Genomic DNA, 17,084 nt, shown 5'->3' with positions numbered 1-17,084 from the left:
TTAAAAGATCGCAGCCTGCGGCAGCTTCTACAGTGAACGCATTCCAATGTAGGAGTTGCCGAAGGCTGCGATCTTTTTTCAGCCCAATGCGGTATCCATCACCATCATCAGACAGAAGCCGATCAGCAAGCCTAGGCTGGCCAGCTTGTCATGCCCATGGCGGCGCGATTCCGGGATGATCTCATGCGTCACCACCAACAACATCGCCCCCGCCGCCAGCGCCAGCCCCAACGGCAATAACAGCTCCGCCAGACTGACCAGCCACGCGCACAGAAGTGCAAATACCGGCTCGACCAGCCCTGACGCCGCCCCGATCAGGAACGCTCTGACCCGCGACATCCCCGCTCCGGCCAACACCAGCGCAATCACCAGCCCCTCCGGCACATCCTGCAAGGCGATGCCCATCGCCAGACTGTCGGCATCCGGCATGCCGCCGCCAGCAGACACCCCCACCGCCATGCCTTCGGGGATGTTGTGAGCAATGATGGCGAAGACGAACAACCAGATCCTTGGCGGGATCACCGGGTGTTCGGGGGTACCGACGAGCATTTCCGGTGAGGCGCCGGACAGTTTCAGATCCACCAGATACAGAGCGAATGCACCGAGCATGATGCCGAAGCAGATCAGACCACTGGCGGCCCAGGGTGTCAGGCCCAGACTTTCGGCCGCGGCAATGCCCGGCACGATCAGCGAAAAAGCGGTCGCCGCCAGCATCACGCCGGCGCCGAAACCCAGCAGCGTATCGCTGAGCCTCTGCGGCATGCGCCGGATCACCAGCACCGGCACCGCACCGAGCGCCGTGCCGAGGGCGCAGATCGCGCCACCCTGCAAGGCCCGCGACAGTTTCGGCTGCAGATCCAGCCATTCCAGCCCATGCGCCGCGAGCAAGGTGATGCCCGCCAGCAGCAACAGCGACCCGACCGCGTAACGAAACATGCGCCCACCGCCAATCGCCAGTGTTTCAGTGCCCATAGTCAGCCTTGGATTGTTTTTATAGATGACTTAAACCAGTGCCGCCTGATAGCGCGCGGCAACTTCAGGCCAATTGATCACGTTGTAGAACGCGTTGATGTATTCCGGACGACGGTTCTGGTAACGCAAGTAGTAGGCGTGTTCCCAGACGTCCAGACCCAGAATCGGCGTGTTGCCGTTCATCAACGGGCTGTCCTGATTACCGCTGCTTTCCACGATAAGTTTTTTCTCCGGAGTCACGCTGAGCCAGGCCCAGCCACTGCCGAAACGGGTCAACGCGGCTTTGGTGAAGGCTTCCTTGAAACTGTCGAGACCGCCCAGTTGCTCCTCGATCGCCTTGGCCAGCGCGCCGTTCGGCTTGCCACCGCCGTTGGGCACCATGACTTCCCAGAACAACGAATGGTTGGCGTGGCCGCCGCCCTGGTTGATCACCGCCGCGCGGAGTTTTTCCGGCAACTGCTGAACGCTGGCGACGAGTTTTTCCACCGGCCATTCGGCGTACTCGGTGCCTTCGACGGCGGCATTGAGGTTGTTGATATAGGTCTGGTGATGCTTGGTGTAGTGAATCTCCATGGTTTGCGCATCGATGTGCGGTTCCAGGGCGTCGTAGGCGTACGGCAAGGCGGGCAAGGTAAAAGCCATTTCAGTGGACTCCATGGTGATGTGAGGCTGACGCGCGGCGTGCATTGCCGGTGTCCGGGTGCAGCAGGCGCTGGGTGCGCGGATATTCGCCGTGTTCGCTGATGAAATTCAGCAGTTCGACGTAGGTCTTGCTGCTCTGGCGCAGCGCCGCTTCCCGCAGGGCCGGACGCAGGCGCTCGTCCTGCATGGTCTGCAACAGCCGTTGATGAATCGCGCAAAGGTACTCGGCGCTCTCCTCCGGCTGATTCAGGCGCAGGTGCAGATCCGCCAGGTTGTGATGGGAGATGACGCAGGCCGCCACCGCTTCGTCGGCATCGGCCCAGCGTTCGAACAGCACTTGCGCCAGGGCCAGGGCCTGCAAGTAAGCCTCGCGGGCATCGATCAGCTCGCCCAGCATGAAGCAGCGATTGGCCCGTTCGATCGTGCGTTTCCAGTGCTCCATGGTGAGCCTCCAAAGCGGTTGCGGGATTTACACGCCGCCGGCGGTGAGTTTCTCGGGATTGAGCAACTCTTCCAGTTGGCTGCGCGACAAGTCGGTATGTTCCAGCGCGACATCGATCACCGGGCGCCCCTGTTTGTAGGCCTGCTTGGCGATTTCGGCGGCTTTCTGGTAGCCGATGATCGGGTTGAGCGCGGTGACCAGAATCGGGTTACGCGACAGCGCTTCCTTGAGCCGCGACTCGTTGACCTTGAAGCTGGCGATGGCCTTGTCACCGAGCAAGCGGCTGGAATTGGCCAGCAGCTCAATGCTGCTCAGCAGGTTCTGCGCGATGATCGGCAGCATCACGTTCAGTTCGAAGTTGCCCGACTGGCCGGCGATAGTGATCACCGAGTCGTTGCCGATCACTTGTGCGGCGACCATGGCGGTGGCTTCCGGGATGACCGGATTGACCTTGCCCGGCATGATCGACGAGCCCGGCTGCAGGCCCTCCAGCTCGATTTCGCCGAGACCGGCGAGCGGGCCGGAGTTCATCCAGCGCAAGTCGTTGGCGATTTTCATCAGCGACACGGCGGTGGCCTTGAGCTGACCGGAGACCGCAACGGCGGTGTCCTGCGAGCCGATCAGCGCGAACAGATCCTTGCCTGGAGTGAATTGCACATTCGTCAGCTGACTGAGCTGGCGGCTGAAACGCGCGGCGAATTCCGGATGCGCATTGATCCCGGTGCCGACCGCCGTGCCGCCCTGCGCCAGCGATTGCAGGCTCGGCAGCAAATCCTGGAGATGAGCGATGTTGGCCTTGAGTTGCTGCGCCCAGCCATTGAGCACCTGGCTCATGCGCACTGGCATCGCGTCCATCAAGTGTGTGCGGCCGGTTTTGACGTGGTGGTGCACCTGTTCGGCCTTGTTTTCGATGACCTGCACCAGATGCAACAGCGCCGGCAGCAGTTGTTCGTGCAACGCCAGGGCGGCGCTGACGTGGATGGTGGTCGGAATGATGTCGTTGCTGCTCTGGCCGCAGTTGACGTGATCGTTCGGGTTGACCGGCTCGCCGAGCAGGCGGCTGGCGAGGGTCGCGATCACTTCGTTGGCATTCATGTTGGAGCTGGTGCCGGAGCCGGTCTGGAAGATATCCACCGGAAAATGCTGCATGAAGTCGCCTTCGAGCAGGCCTTGCGCGGCATCGCTGATGGCTTTGCCCTGGCCGGCGCTGAGCTGGTTGAGTTCGACGTTGGCCCGCGCCGCGGCGGCTTTGGCGAGGATCAGCGCACGGATGAATTGCGTTGGCATCGGCTTGCCGCTGATCGGGAAGTTATCCACTGCACGCTGGGTCTGCGCGCCGTAGAGAGCGTCCACCGGCACCTGCAATTCGCCCATGCTGTCGCGCTCAATACGTGTCTTGGTCATCGGTAAATCCTTGGACTAATTCAATGAGAGGAATCGAGGGAAGCAACTCGCAGGTCGCCAGTTGCCAGGTGTAACGCTGCCAGCGCTGGAGCCGGCAGTTGCACAGCGACAGGCGCTCCATTTCACGCAGCGGCCGCCAGGCTTGATCGAGACACAGGCTGCGCCAGTGCCACGGCAAGGCGATGTCGGTGGCCGTGTCGAGCAGCAAACGGAAGGAGGTTTTAGCGATGGTCCACGGGGAAGTCGCGGTGCAGCAGGCCAGATAACGGCCTTCGGCCAGGTAATGTTCGATCAGGCGCGGCTCGTCAGGATCCATCGCGCAACGGATCTGGCGACTCATCCAGCGCCAGCTTTCGAGGTACGGCTGCTCGTGCAAGGCAGAACTCATGATCCGGGACTCGTTCGGAGATGAGATTCATTATTAGATGATAATGAGAACCAAAACAAGACCGCTGTGTAGGAGCTGCCGCAGGCTGCGATCTTTTGATTTTGCTTTTACACACAAGATCAAGAGATCGCAGCCTGCGGCAGCTCCTACAGGGCGGACATGAAAAAGGCGCGCCATCCGGGTGGATGGCGCGCCTTTTTGTGCAGATGGGAGCTTAGCTACCCGCGACAGTCATCCGCTCGATCAACACCGACCCCGTGCGAATATTGCTGCGCAGTTCCAGATCATTACCGACCGCAACGATCTGCTTGAACATGTCGCGCATGTTGCCGGCGATGGTCACTTCCTGCACCGCGAACTGGATTTCGCCGTTCTCGACCCAGAAACCCGCCGCACCACGCGAGTAATCGCCGGTCACCATGTTCAAACCATGGCCCATCAACTCGGTAACCAACAAGCCACGGCCCATGCGTTTCAACAGCGCCGCCTGGTCTTCATCACCGTGAGTGACGAACAGGTTGTGCACACCACCGGCATTGGCGGTGCTCGGCATGCCGAGTTTGCGCCCGGAGTAGGTGCCGAGAATGTACGACACCAACTCGCCCTTCTCGACGAACGGTTTGGCATAGGTGGCCAGACCATCACCGTCGTAGGACGCACTGCCCATGGCGCGCATCAGGTGTGGACGCTCATCGATGGTCAGCCATTCCGGAAACAGCTTCTGCCCCAGCGTGCCTTCGAGGAACGATGATTTGCGATACAGACTGCCGCCGGACACCGCCGACAGGAAGCTGCCGAACAAGCCGCCCGCCAGCTCGGCGGAAAACAGCACCGGCACTTCGCAGGTCGGCACCGGACGCGCGCCCAGACGGCTCGCGGCACGTTGCGCGGCACGCTGGCCGATGCTCACCGGATCCGCCAGCAGGCTGCCCTGGCGATTGACGTCATACCAGTAATCGCGCTGCATCTGGCCCTCGGCTTCGGCGATCATCACGCAGCTCAGGCTGTGCCGGGTCGACGCGTAACCACCGATGAAACCGTGGCTGTTGCCGTACACTCGGCAGCCCTGATGCGTGCTGAGGGTGGTGCCGTCAGCGTTCTTGATTCGCGCATCGGCGTCGAACGCGGCGGCTTCACAGAGCAACGCCTTCTCGATGGCCTGCTCCGGGGTAATGTCCCATTCGTGGAACAGGTCGAAATCCTGCACATCCCTGGCCATCAGCGCCGCATCGGCGAGGCCCGAAGCTTCGTCTTCAGAGGTGTGCCTGGCGATCGCCAGTGCAGCGGCAACGGTTTCACGAATCGCGTCCGGCCCGGTGGCGGAGGTGCTGGCCGAGCCTTTGCGCTGGCCGACGTACAGGGTGATGCCAAAGCCCTGGTCGCGGTTGAACTCGACCGTCTCGACCTCACGCTGGCGCACCGACGTCGACAAACCCTGCTCCAGCGACACCGCGACTTCACAGGCACTGGCGCCCTGACGCCTGGCTTCGGCGATGATCTGCTCGACCTGTTCCTGCAGTGCCGGCAATGCTTGCGGGCCGACGCTTTGAACTGCACTCATGCTCATCTCCACTCAAATTCTGCTTTCGGCTGGGGTCATCGAGCGACCGGGCCGGACAAGCGGCCCCCGACTGGTTATCATGGCGGCGTTTCTTTGCGGACTGCCACCATGGTTGATTCTTACGACGACTCCCTCGATACGGGAGAAAAAAGCAAATCTCAGGTCAAACGCGAGCTGCATGCTCTGGTTGACCTTGGCGAGCGCCTTACAACACTCAAGCCCGACTTGCAGGCAAAACTGCCATTGACCGACGCCTTGCGCCGGGCCCTGGCCGATGCGCCCAAGCACACCGCGAACATCGCGCGTAAACGGCACCTGCAGTTCATCGGCAAACTGATGCGCGATCAGGACACTGACGCGATTCTGGTCCTGCTCGATCAACTCGATGCCTCCACCCGTCAGTACAACGAGCGTTTCCACAACCTCGAACGCTGGCGTGACCGCCTGATCGCCGGTGACGATGCCGTGCTGGAGAAATTCGTCGTCGAATACCCGGACGCCGATCGCCAGCAACTGCGTTCCCTGATCCGTCAGGCTCAGCACGAGGTTGCGCAAAACAAACCTCCTGCTTCCAGCCGCAAGATCTTCAAGTACATCCGTGAGCTGGACGATACCCAACGCGGCCTGCGTTGATACTCGCCATCGGGTGGCCGCCCTGCGCGCCACCCGCAGCTCCACCTCTTTTTATGCGCCCGTGCCACCCACGGTAATCGCATCGATCTTCAGCGTCGGCTGACCGACACCCACCGGTACCGACTGCCCGTCCTTGCCGCACGTGCCCACACCGCTGTCCAGCGCCAGATCATTACCGACCATCGACACCCGGCTCATCGCCTCGGGGCCGTTGCCGATCAACGTCGCGCCCTTGACCGGCGCAGTGATCTTGCCGTCCTCGATCAGGTACGCCTCGCTGGTGGAAAACACGAACTTGCCGCTGGTGATGTCGACCTGACCGCCGCCAAGGTTGGCGCAGTAGATGCCCTTCTTCACCGACGCGATGATTTCCGCCGGATCGCTCTCGCCACCCAACATGTAAGTGTTGGTCATGCGCGGCATCGGCAGATGCGCGTAGGACTCGCGACGACCGTTGCCGGTACGGGCCACGCCCATCAGGCGTGCGTTGAGCTTGTCCTGCATGTAGCCCTTGAGCACGCCGTTTTCGATCAGCGTGGTGCACTCGGTCGGGGTGCCTTCGTCGTCGACACTCAGCGAGCCGCGACGACCGCTCAACGTGCCGTCATCGACAATGGTGCAGAGCTTGGAGGCAACCATTTCGCCCATGCGCCCGCTGTAGGCCGAACTGCCCTTGCGGTTGAAATCGCCTTCCAGACCATGACCGACCGCTTCGTGCAGCAGCACGCCGGACCAGCCCGAACCGAGAACGACAGGCAAGGTGCCGGCCGGTGCCGGAATCGCTTCCAGATTGACCAGTGCCTGACGTAGCGCTTCACGGGCATAACCCATGGCGCGGTCTTCGGCGAGGAAATAACGGTAGTCGGTTCGCCCGCCGCCGCCATGTCCGCCACGCTCGCGACGGCCATTCTGCTCGACGATCACGCTGACGTTGAAACGCACCAGCGGACGCACATCAGCGGCCAGGCCACCGTCGGTGGACGCCACCAGAATCCGTTCCCAGACCCCGGCCATGCTCACGCTGACCTGCTGAATCCGTGGGTCGAGGGCGCGGGTAGCGACGTCGATGCGCTTGAGCAGCTCGACTTTCTCGGCGCGGCTCAGCACTTCCAGCGGGTTGTCCGGCGCGTACAGCTGTGCGACATCCTGAGTGCTGAACGCCTGCACCGTGCCGTTCTGCCCGGCGCGGGAGATCGAGCGCGCAGCGCGAGCCGCAGCACCGAGGGCTTCGAGGGTGATCGCGTTGCTGTAGGCAAAACCGGTTTTCTCGCCGGACTGCGCACGCACGCCGACCCCTTGGTCGAGGTTGAAGCTGCCTTCCTTGACGATGCCGTCTTCCAGCGACCACGACTCGGAAATCTGGCCCTGGAAATACAGGTCGGCAGCATCGATACCCGGGCCGGCCAGGTCACCGAGCACGCCTTGCAGGCTTTCGATGGTCACGCCGCCGGGCGCCAACAGGTGATCACTGACTGAGGACAACAACTCGCTCATAGGTTTACGCCTTAAATTCGTGTTCTGAGGCAGGACGCTGTGCGCCCTGCGAGAAAAACCGCCGGTGATTGGTCACCGGCATTCGCGCCCTGATAGACGCTTGTTCATCACTGTCGCGTGCGGCCAACAATACCGCCTCGCCTTGATCCTGATGCGCCAGCACCCGGCCCCACGGATCGATGATCGCCGCATGACCGAAGGTCTCACGCGGTCCCGGATGGGTCCCGCCCTGCGCTGCCGCCAACACGTAACACTGGGTCTCGATGGCACGGGCGCGAATCAGCACGTCCCAATGCGCCGCACCGGTCACTGCGGTGAAGGCCGACGGAGCGGTAATCAACTCGGCACCGGCGGCGCGCAACTCGCTGTACAGCTCCGGGAAGCGCAGGTCGTAACACACGGTCAGGCCAACTCGGCCAACCGGCGTGTCCGCCACCACCACGCCACTGCCATAAGCATAGTCATCGGATTCGCGATACCGCCCGCGATTGTCCGCCACATCGACATCGAACAGGTGCAACTTGTCATACCGCGCAACGGTTTCGCCCTGATCGTTGACCAGCAGCGAACAGGCGTGGGACTTGGCGTCCGGTTGCCCGAGTGGCGGCAACGGCAAGGTGCCGGCCACTATCCATAACTTGAGGTCGCGGGCGGTCTGTTTCAACCATGGCAGGATCGGCCCTTCGCCGAGCGCTTCGGCGCGGCCGATGTCGGCGATATCGCGACGGCCCATGGCAGCGAAGTTTTCCGGCAGCACCGCCAGCTTCGCGCCGCTGGCCGCGGCCTGTTCGAGCAGGCGTCGGGCCTGCGCCAAATTGGCCAGCACATCGCTCTGGCTGACCATTTGAATCACCGCTAAAGACATGGCCGCTTCCTGACAGGGAGTCCACTTATCACTGTAGGAGCTGCCGCAGGCTGCGATCTTTTGATTTTGCTTTTTAAAAACCAGATCAAAAGATCGCAGCCTGCGGCAGCTCCTACACGGGGGAAAGCCTCATGCTACTCAAAAAGGCTTGTCGAAGGTGATTTTCGGCTCTTTCCACGGACCTTTGACCGTGTACTTGACGCTGGCGAAGCGTGCGACGCGGTCGCCGATTAGCTTGTCGATCAGGAACAATGCCCCGCCGACCGCCGGTGCGCCGACGATCAACGCGGCAATCGGCAGGTTGTTGGTCACCGGCAAGGTCACCAGCAATTTCGCATCGACCTGATCGCCGACCAGATCCAGCGTACCGTCCAGCTCAAGATTGCTCGAAGGACCGGTCAGACGAATCGGCTCGCGGGTGACATACACGCCGTTATTAGCCACCAACAGGCCCTTGACTCGATCGTAGCTCAAGCCTTTGCCAAACAAGTCGGAGAAGTCCAGACGCAGGCGGCGGCCGATGGAGTTGAAGTTGAGCAGACCGAACACCCGCAACGCCTGCGCACCGCCCTCCACTTCAACGAACTGACCTTTATTGAGCGAGGCATCCAGCGTGCCGGAGAAGCGCTTGGTCGCCAGCCATGCCGGCGAGCCTGGCCAGCGGCCATCGACGTCCATGTGGAATTCTTCACTGGTCACGCTCGGCGCAAAGCCCCAGCCCTTGAGCACATCGGCGAGGTTCTTGCCGCTGATCCGGCCCTTGAACCAGCTGTTGGTCGAACCCGGCGCTCCTTCCCAGCCGCCATTGCCCTGCAACAGGATGCCCTTGAGGCCCATGTCGAGATTGTTCAGGGCGATACCTTTGGCGGTCGGGCGCACTTTCAGCGACCAGCCGCCCACCAGATCCTGGCCGAGGAACAACTGATTGATGGTGATATCCAGCGCGGGAATTTTCGTCGGGTCAACCGAAACCAGCGGATCGGGCGAATTCTCGTCAGCCTGCACCGTCGGATCCGGCGCCGGCAGGCGTACGTATTGCAGATTGACCGCGATCGGCGCCCCCTTGGCATCGGGCAGGCTGGCCGAACCCTTGGCCTGCTGACTGTCCAGCGCCAGGTTCCACGCCCACGGCTTGCGATTGACCTGCACGGCGGCCTGATCCAGCGTGGTGCCGAACGCGGTGAGTTTGCCCACCTTGAAATCGGCACTGTTGAGCAGTTGCTTGGCGCTGCCACCCGGGTCGTTGCCGGCGTATTTGCTGACCAGATCCTGCCACGGCGCGACGTCCAACTCCGACAGCACACCGCGAATGCGCAAGCCCTTGGCCTCCGGCAGAACCGCGTCGCCCGTACCGAGGAACAGCTCACCGCGACCATCGGCGATATTGCTCGGCGGCGAGGCGAAGGTAAAGCTTGCCAGTTGATCGTAGCTGACCCAGTAACGCCGCTCCGCACCTTGCAGCGTCATGCGGAACACCGTGTCACGACCCTGCTCGGCCGACATGCCGAACGGTGCCGGCAGATCCACCGCGACGCCTTTCATGCTGGAACTGACGGTCAGTTGGCTGTCGGTGCCGTCGAGGTTGACCTGCAACTGATACGGAAGGGTCCCGGACACCGGCAACGGCTGAGTCACGCCCAGCCAGTCAGTGAGTTTTTTGACCTCGACCTGCCCGGAAGCCGCGACCCGAGTCTTGAGCTTGTTAGGGCTGCCATCAGCAAAAATCTGTGCGGTGACGGGTTTGTCGAAAGCCCTGGCGGCAATGTTCTGCCCGCTCAACCCCTTGGCGCTGTCGAAGCGGAAATCGCCCTTGAGCTGACTCAGTTCCAGCTTGGGTTCAGCCAGTTTCAGGCGTGCATTGGCGGTCTTGAAGTCAACGAGGATCTTCGGCAGATCGCCCTTTTCCAGCGGGATGTCGAGTTTGACCTTGCCCTGCAGGTCGCCCTCGCCCTCCCAGCCAGCAAAGGTTTCGCCAGTACCGATCGGCGCGGTCTGCAGAATCTTCAAGCCATCGCCCAGCCCGCCGGCAAATCCGCCGTCGAGCAACAGATGGGTAGGTTGCCCGGCCGCCACATGGGGAATGTTGACGAAGACGTCATTGACCTGGGTGTCGAGCAACTGGCCCTTGTCGGCCACGATACGCACGCCGCTGTCCTCGATGAACACATCGCCGCTGACCTTGCTCACGTGCGGCCAGCCCGGCTGGAACGCCAGCTCGGCGTCATGCACCTTGAAGAACAGGCTGATGCTGCGATCCACGTCCTTGGCGTTTTTGCTCAGCGAACCCTGGTACTGGAAGAAGCCCTGATCCACGGCGCCTTTAAGAATCGCCGTGCGCAGCCACTCGTCGAGGGCCGGGCTCAGGACTTCGGGCAGGTATTTGGCGGTGTAGCGGCCGTCGCCATCGACCAGCCCGACGCGCAGGTCCATGTAGTCTTCCTGGCTATGGTCGAAGTGCAGGCGGATCAGGAAGTCGCCGGCAATCTTGCCCTCTTCGCCCAGCACTTTCAGGTAGGGCGCGATCAGGGTGAAACCTTCTTTGTCGAGCTTCCAGGTCAGGCGGGCGTTGGCCTGGATGTATTGCCATGGCTTGGCGAAGATCGGGTCGAGGTGCAGGACGAAATCCTTGCTGTCCAGGCGCAGCTCGCCACCGTCGAGGTTGCCACTGAGGCTGCCACTGACGTTTCGCGCTGCCGGTGCACCGTGATAGGCATCGAAACCGACATTATCGAGGTTGGCAGCGAAGCCGAATTTCGAGCCGTCGGTGGCGTTGGGCCGAAAATCCAGCAGCACGTTGCGCAGTCCACCCGTCACCTTCAGGTGGTCGACCACCGGGGCGACGCTTTCGGGCAATGGCCCCAGCGCATTGAGCAGCGGCGTGATCGGCGTCAGATCGAGGCGGTCGGCCTGCAAATGCCACAGCTCATCGGCTTTATCGGTGGCCACCGTCTGTTTGAGCTGCACATGGGATTCCCAACGGGTCTCGCCGAAGTTCATCGCCAGCGAATCGAGAGTGACAATCGCGCCCTCGTCATCACGCTGGTAATAGCCGTTGAGCGCCAGATTGCTGATCTTGATCGGCTTGCGCTCGGCGTAAGCGCCGGTCACTTGTGGTGCGTTCAAACGGATGGCGGCGCTTTGCAGAGCGCCGTCGTTCCAGTTCACCCACAGTTCGCCGCCCGCCTTGATCTCGGAAAAATTCCATTGTTGGGTCAAACGCTCCGGCAGCCACTTCGACCAGTCGCTTTGCGGCAGGCTGACATAACCTTCCACCGAACTGTCCGGCAATTGAGAGGGGCGAATCCGTGTACGCAGGCTCATCGCCACCGGTTGCCCGTCGGGCAAGGTCAGACGAGCATCGAGACGCTGACGGCTGCTGCCGGTTTTCAGATTGAGACCGACGTAGGTAAAGGTCATCGGCGCCTGATCCAGCGGCTGCACGGTCACCTGACTGTCGAGCACCGACAGTTGCTGAACCATCTGCGAGCGATTGAACAGTTGCTGGGGATCCAGCGGCTGGTCGTTCTGCACCGGCAGGCCTTCCAGCGCCCAGGTGCCGTCCTGTGCTTCCTTGACGCTAATCTTCAGGCCGTTCAGTTCGAGGTGGGCGATGCGCACTTCGCGGGCCAGCAGACTGGCCCAGAGATCAGGCACCACGCGTACCCGATCCAGACGCAAGGCATTCGCGCCCTCACCGACCATCACATCATGGGCCAGCAGAATCGGCGCGAAACCGCTCCAGTTGCCTTCCAGTTCGCCGATCTGTAACGGCATGCCGAGCGCAGCCGTGGCCTTGTCTTCGATATCGGTGCGGTATTCCGCCACCAGCGGCGTCAGTTCCCGACCGAGGCTGACGTACAACGCCATCAACACCAGAACCAACGCGCACAGGCCCAGCCCCCAGCGGGTCAGTGCGGCCAGAATGCGTGTCAGACGCTCCATGTCAGTTGGCTCCCATGGCGTTAAAACTGCGAAAAGCTGAGGCCAGCCGTTTTGGATTGAAGGTGCCGCAGGATCTCAGAGCAGCACCACGTCATATTGTTCCTGGGAATACATGGTTTCGACCTGAAAGCGTATGGTGCGGCCAATGAACCCTTCAAGCTCGGCGACGTTACCAGACTCTTCGTCGAGCAAACGGTCCACCACTTTCTGGTTCGCCAACACCCGGTAGCCCTCGGCCTGATAGGCGCGGGCTTCGCGCAGAATCTCGCGGAATATCTCGTAACAGATGGTTTCCGGGGTCTTCAACTTGCCACGGCCCTGACAACTGCTGCACGGCTCGCACAGTACTTGCTCAAGACTTTCGCGAGTGCGCTTGCGGGTCATCTGCACCAGGCCCAACTCGGTGATGCCGATGATGTTGGTCTTGGCGTGATCACGTTCGAGCTGTTTTTCCAGGGTGCGCAGCACCTGGCGCTGATGCTCTTCATCTTCCATGTCGATGAAGTCGATGATGATGATCCCGCCCAGATTGCGCAGGCGCATCTGCCGGGCAATCGCGGTGGCGGCTTCGAGGTTGGTCTTGAAGATGGTTTCTTCAAGGTTGCGATGGCCGACAAACGCGCCGGTGTTGACGTCGATGGTGGTCATGGCTTCGGCCGGATCGACCACCAGATAACCGCCGGACTTGAGCGGTACTTTGCGCTCGAGGGCTTTCTGGATTTCGTCTTCGACGCCATACAGGTCGAAAATCGGCCGCTCGCCCGGATAGTGTTCCAGACGATCGGCGATTTCCGGCATCAGTTCGGCGACGAACTGCGTGGTTTTCTGGAAAGTTTCCCGGGAATCGATGCGGATTTTCTCGATTTTCGGGCTGACCAGATCGCGCAAGGTGCGCAGGGCCAGGCCGAGGTCTTCGTAGATCACACTCGGCGCGCCGACTGTCTTGATCTGCTCGCTGATCTGATCCCACAGACGGCGCAGGTAACGGATGTCCATGAGGATTTCATCGGCCCCGGCACCTTCGGCGGCGGTACGCAGGATGAAGCCTCCGGCCTCCTTGATCCCTTCCTTGGCCACACAATCGCTGACCACCTGCTTGAGGCGCTCGCGCTCGGCTTCGTCTTCGATTTTCAGGGAAATGCCGACGTGGGCGGTGCGCGGCATGTACACCAGATAGCGCGACGGAATCGACAACTGCGTGGTCAGCCGCGCACCTTTCGAGCCGATCGGGTCCTTGGTCACCTGCACCACCAGGCTCTGACCTTCGTGCACCAGCGCGCTGATGCTTTCCACCGCTGGGCCTTCGCGCAAAGAAATTTCCGAGGCATGAATGAACGCGGCGCGATCCAGACCAATGTCGACGAATGCCGCCTGCATGCCCGGCAGCACCCGGACAATCTTGCCTTTATAGATGTTGCCGACGATCCCGCGTTTCTGCGTGCGCTCGACGTGGACTTCTTGCAGCACACCGTTTTCGACCACCGCCACGCGCGATTCCATCGGCGTGATGTTGATCAGAATCTCTTCACTCATGGCAGGGTCTCGTTCAGGCATGTTCACGATAATGGCCGCATCTTGATTCGTACGACGCTCATTGCGCGTTCAGGTTTTGCCAACAGGGTATGCCGAAATGGCCCAACAGTTCTGCGGTTTCGCAAACCGGCAGCCCGACCACCGCCGAATAGCTGCCATTGAGCCCGGCGACAAACACCGCGCCGAGGCCCTGAATACCATAACCGCCGGCCTTGTCCCGGGGTTCGCCACTGGCCCAGTAGGCCGCAGCCTCTTCGCGGCTGATCGGGCGGAACCGCACCAGACTGCGCACCACGCGCGACTCGCAGCGCTGGCCTTCGAGCACGGCGATGGCAGTCAGCACTTCATGCTCCTTGCCGGACAACATCATCAGCATGGCGCATGCATCGGCTTCGTCCACCGGTTTGCCAAGAATTTTGCCGTCGAGCACCACCGCGGTGTCCGCGCCCAGAACGCAAAACGCCGCGTCGGACACCCGCGTGCGCCGACCGGCCTCGGCCTTGCCGCGCGCCAGGCGTTCGACATAGGCCGAGGGCGATTCTTCAGGGAGCGGGGTTTCATCGATGTCCGCACTGATGGCGGAGAACGGCACGCCGATCTGCGTGAGCAACTCACGCCGACGCGGCGAACCAGAGGCGAGGTAAAGCGGCTTCATCAAGACATCTCCCTTGTCGAGGTGCGGGCACATGCCTGACCGAATCAGTTGATTTTGTAGCGCCGGCGCAATCCACGCAAAGCGAAGCTGACCCAAGGCCAGAGCAAGGCACTGACCAGTGCCGGCAATACCAGCGCCAGAGTGGGCTGACGATTGCCGGTCAAGGCGCTGAGCCACAATTGAACCAGTTGAGCGAGGCCGAAGATCACCAGGATCACCAGGCATTGCTGCCACATCGGGAACATCCGCAGACGCTGCTGCAACGACAGCACCAGGAAGGTGATCAGCGTCAGGATCAAGGCATTCTGACCAAGCAGATCGCCCTGCAGCACGTCTTCGGCCAGCCCCAGGCAGAACGCGGTGACCATGCCGACCGTATGCGGCATGTACAACGCCCAGAAGGTCAGCAGCAAGGCCAGCCACAGCGGGCGCAGGATTTCCATGAACATCGGCAGCGGTGAAACACTCAGCAGGATGCCGACGACAAACGTCAGCCAGACAATCCAGCCGTTACGCGAAGCAGTAGCCCCGACCATTATTCTTGCCTCCCGGTATTGGCCGGCGCAGTGGCGGGCGGTTTCGCCGCCGGTCGCGCAGCCGGATGGGATGCTGGCGGCTTGCTCGCCGCCGCTGGTTTGGCCGCAGGTTTGGCCGGCGTAGTGCTGGCCGCAGCAGCTGGAGCTGGAGCGGCTGCTGCAGCTGGCGTTGCCGCCGCCGGTGGGTTGACGACTTTCGGCACCGTGGCCGGAAGCATCGGGCCACCGCCCTGCGCATCAAGATTTTCCTGGGCCTGCGCCGCATCGTTGGCGCGCTCTTCGGCGGTGCGGTTGTCGCTGAATACCAGCAGCAGGTAACGGCTGCGATTCAGCGCCGCGGTCGGCACCGCACGGACAATCGCGAACGGCTGGCCGGAGTCGTGAATGACTTCCTTGACCGTCGCCACCGGATAACCGGCCGGGAAGCGCTGACCGAGGCCGGAGCTGACCAGCAGATCGCCTTCCTTGATGTCGGCGGTATCAGCAACATGCCGCAGCTCCAGACGTTCCGGGTTGCCGGTGCCGCTGGCAATCGCCCGCAGACCGTTACGGTTCACCTGGACAGGAATGCTGTGAGTGGTGTCGGTCAGCAGCAGCACCCGGGAGGTGTACGGCATCAACTCGACCACCTGGCCCATCAGACCGCGCGCATCGAGCACCGGCTGACCGAGCACCACGCCATCGCGCTCACCTTTATTGATGATGATGCGATGGGTGAAGGGATTGGGGTCCATACCGATCAACTCGGCCACTTCGACCTTTTCGTTGACCAGTGCGGAGGAATTGAGCAACTCGCGCAGCCGCACGTTCTGCTCGGTAAGGGCGGCAAGCTTCTGCATGCGCCCCTGCAACAGCAGGTTCTCGGTCTTGAGTTTTTCGTTTTCGGCGACAAGCTCGGTGCGGCTGCCGAACTGACTGGCGATCCCTTCCCACAGCCGTCCGGGCAGGTCGGTGATCCAGTAGGCGTCCATTAACACCAGCGACGCTTGTTTGCGCGCGGGTTTGAGCAGGTCGAAGCGGGCATCGACCACCATCAGCGCGACCGACAGCACGGCCAGCACCAACAGGCGCACACCCAACGAAGGGCCTTTGGCGAAAAGCGGTTTAATAAGCCGCTCCTCCCAGGCAAATATTCTGTTTATTCATACGGCATCAAACCGGCCTGGATGAAGACTGACAGAAGATAAACGCCAACAGGCAGCACTGCAAAGTGCTGCCTGTGCGTTCACCCACGTATTGCAAACCGGCGCTTATTCGCTGGAGAGCAGGTCCATGGTGTGCTTGTCCATCATTTCCAATGCACGGCCACCGCCGCGAGCAACGCAGGTCAGCGGATCTTCGGCAACGATCACCGGCAGACCGGTTTCCTGGGCCAGCAACTTGTCGAGGTCACGCAGCAGTGCGCCACCGCCGGTCAGCACCAGGCCACGCTCGGCGATGTCGGAAGCCAGTTCCGGCGGCGATTGCTCCAGGGCGCTTTTCACAGCCTGAACGATAGTGGCCAGGGACTCTTGCAGAGCTTCCAGCACTTCGTTGGAATTCAGGGTGAATGCGCGTGGAACGCCTTCGGCCAGGTTGCGACCGCGAACGTCGACTTCGCGCACTTCGCCGCCCGGGTAGGCCGTACCGATTTCCTGCTTGATGCGCTCGGCAGTCGATTCACCGATCAGGCTGCCGTAGTTGCGGCGCACGTAGGTGATGATCGCTTCGTCGAAGCGGTCGCCGCCCACGCGGACGGATTCGGCATAGACCACACCGTTCAGGGAGATCAGCGCGATTTCAGTGGTACCACCACCGATATCGACGACCATCGAACCGCGTGCCTCTTCAACCGGCAGGCCGGCACCGATCGCAGCCGCCATCGGCTCTTCGATCAGGAACACTTCACGGGCACCGGCACCGAGGGCCGATTCACGGATGGCACGACGCTCAACCTGGGTGGATTTGCATGGAACGCAGATCAGCACACGAGGGCTGGGCTGCAGAAAGCTGTTTTCGTGAACCTTGTTGATAAAGT

At 61.7% G+C, this 17,084-nt stretch carries 15 protein-coding genes; 1 reads left to right on the top strand and 14 read right to left on the bottom strand.

The window, feature by feature from the left end; genetic code table 11:
- Positions 1 to 78: 78 nt before the first annotated feature.
- The 6 genes from ACIP8I_RS25860 to pmbA all read right to left on the bottom strand — a co-directional run bounded on the left by ACIP8I_RS25860 (position 79) and on the right by pmbA (position 5,409).
- Positions 79 to 972 carry a ZIP family metal transporter gene (locus ACIP8I_RS25860; protein ID WP_007967203.1) on the bottom strand — a complete coding sequence of 298 codons (894 nt, stop codon included), beginning with the start codon at positions 970 to 972 and terminating at the stop codon, positions 79 to 81.
- Positions 973 to 1,002: 30 nt separating this feature from the next.
- Positions 1,003 to 1,614, bottom strand: a complete 612-nt coding sequence (locus tag ACIP8I_RS25855) for a superoxide dismutase (RefSeq protein ID WP_400764723.1) — start codon at positions 1,612 to 1,614, stop codon at positions 1,003 to 1,005.
- 1 nt (position 1,615) lies between these two features.
- Positions 1,616 to 2,056, bottom strand: a complete 441-nt coding sequence (locus tag ACIP8I_RS25850; RefSeq protein WP_007967199.1) for a hypothetical protein — start codon at positions 2,054 to 2,056, stop codon at positions 1,616 to 1,618.
- A 27-nt stretch (positions 2,057 to 2,083) separates the two neighbouring features.
- Positions 2,084 to 3,460, bottom strand: a complete 1,377-nt coding sequence (locus ACIP8I_RS25845) for a class II fumarate hydratase (RefSeq protein WP_400764721.1) — start codon at positions 3,458 to 3,460, stop codon at positions 2,084 to 2,086.
- Positions 3,441 to 3,848 carry a FagA protein gene (locus ACIP8I_RS25840; protein WP_400764720.1) on the bottom strand — a complete coding sequence of 136 codons (408 nt, stop codon included), beginning with the start codon at positions 3,846 to 3,848 and terminating at the stop codon, positions 3,441 to 3,443. Before ACIP8I_RS25840 ends, ACIP8I_RS25845 begins: the two co-directional genes overlap by 20 nt.
- Before the next feature lie 214 nt (positions 3,849 to 4,062).
- The gene (gene pmbA, locus ACIP8I_RS25835) at positions 4,063 to 5,409 is read right to left on the bottom strand and encodes a metalloprotease PmbA (RefSeq protein WP_400764719.1); all 1,347 of its coding nucleotides are present in this window, start codon (positions 5,407 to 5,409) and stop codon (positions 4,063 to 4,065) included.
- Positions 5,410 to 5,517: 108 nt separating this feature from the next.
- On the opposite strand from pmbA, the gene yjgA reads away from it, so the two are divergent.
- Positions 5,518 to 6,042 (top strand): ribosome biogenesis factor YjgA, encoded by a 525-nt coding sequence (gene yjgA, locus ACIP8I_RS25830; RefSeq protein WP_003221672.1) that lies wholly within the window; start codon positions 5,518 to 5,520, stop codon positions 6,040 to 6,042.
- Positions 6,043 to 6,093: 51 nt separating this feature from the next.
- On the opposite strand, the gene tldD is transcribed toward yjgA, so the two are convergent.
- The 8 genes from tldD to mreB form a co-directional block, all read right to left on the bottom strand.
- Positions 6,094 to 7,536, bottom strand: coding sequence for a metalloprotease TldD (gene tldD / locus ACIP8I_RS25825; protein WP_007961588.1), 1,443 nt, complete (start codon positions 7,534 to 7,536; stop codon positions 6,094 to 6,096).
- Positions 7,537 to 7,540: 4 nt separating this feature from the next.
- On the bottom strand, positions 7,541 to 8,401 hold the full coding sequence (locus ACIP8I_RS25820) for a carbon-nitrogen hydrolase family protein (RefSeq protein WP_095139487.1): 861 nt from the start codon (positions 8,399 to 8,401) through the stop codon (positions 7,541 to 7,543).
- A gap of 138 nt (positions 8,402 to 8,539) precedes the next feature.
- Positions 8,540 to 12,343, bottom strand: a complete 3,804-nt coding sequence (locus tag ACIP8I_RS25815; RefSeq protein ID WP_400764718.1) for a YhdP family protein — start codon at positions 12,341 to 12,343, stop codon at positions 8,540 to 8,542.
- 75 nt (positions 12,344 to 12,418) lie between these two features.
- The gene (gene rng, locus ACIP8I_RS25810) at positions 12,419 to 13,876 is read right to left on the bottom strand and encodes a ribonuclease G (RefSeq protein WP_400764717.1); all 1,458 of its coding nucleotides are present in this window, start codon (positions 13,874 to 13,876) and stop codon (positions 12,419 to 12,421) included.
- Between the two features lie 58 nt (positions 13,877 to 13,934).
- A complete protein-coding gene (locus tag ACIP8I_RS25805; RefSeq protein WP_400764716.1) occupies positions 13,935 to 14,531 on the bottom strand; it encodes a Maf family protein in 597 nt (198 codons plus the stop codon).
- 44 nt (positions 14,532 to 14,575) lie between these two features.
- A complete protein-coding gene (gene mreD / locus ACIP8I_RS25800; RefSeq protein WP_007961576.1) occupies positions 14,576 to 15,067 on the bottom strand; it encodes a rod shape-determining protein MreD in 492 nt (163 codons plus the stop codon).
- Positions 15,067 to 16,176, bottom strand: coding sequence for a rod shape-determining protein MreC (gene mreC, locus ACIP8I_RS25795; protein ID WP_400764731.1), 1,110 nt, complete (start codon positions 16,174 to 16,176; stop codon positions 15,067 to 15,069). The genes mreD and mreC overlap by 1 nt, the downstream gene beginning before the upstream one ends.
- Before the next feature lie 141 nt (positions 16,177 to 16,317).
- On the bottom strand, positions 16,318 to 17,084 hold a 767-nt coding region (gene mreB, locus ACIP8I_RS25790), incomplete at its 5' end, for a rod shape-determining protein MreB (RefSeq protein WP_400764714.1).

Origin of the sequence: Pseudomonas sp. NPDC088414, assembly GCF_044753325.1 — a bacterium.
Taxonomy (GTDB): domain Bacteria; phylum Pseudomonadota; class Gammaproteobacteria; order Pseudomonadales; family Pseudomonadaceae; genus Aquipseudomonas.
Note: the sequence above shows the minus strand (reverse complement) of the source record. Positions and strands in the feature narration are given on the sequence as shown.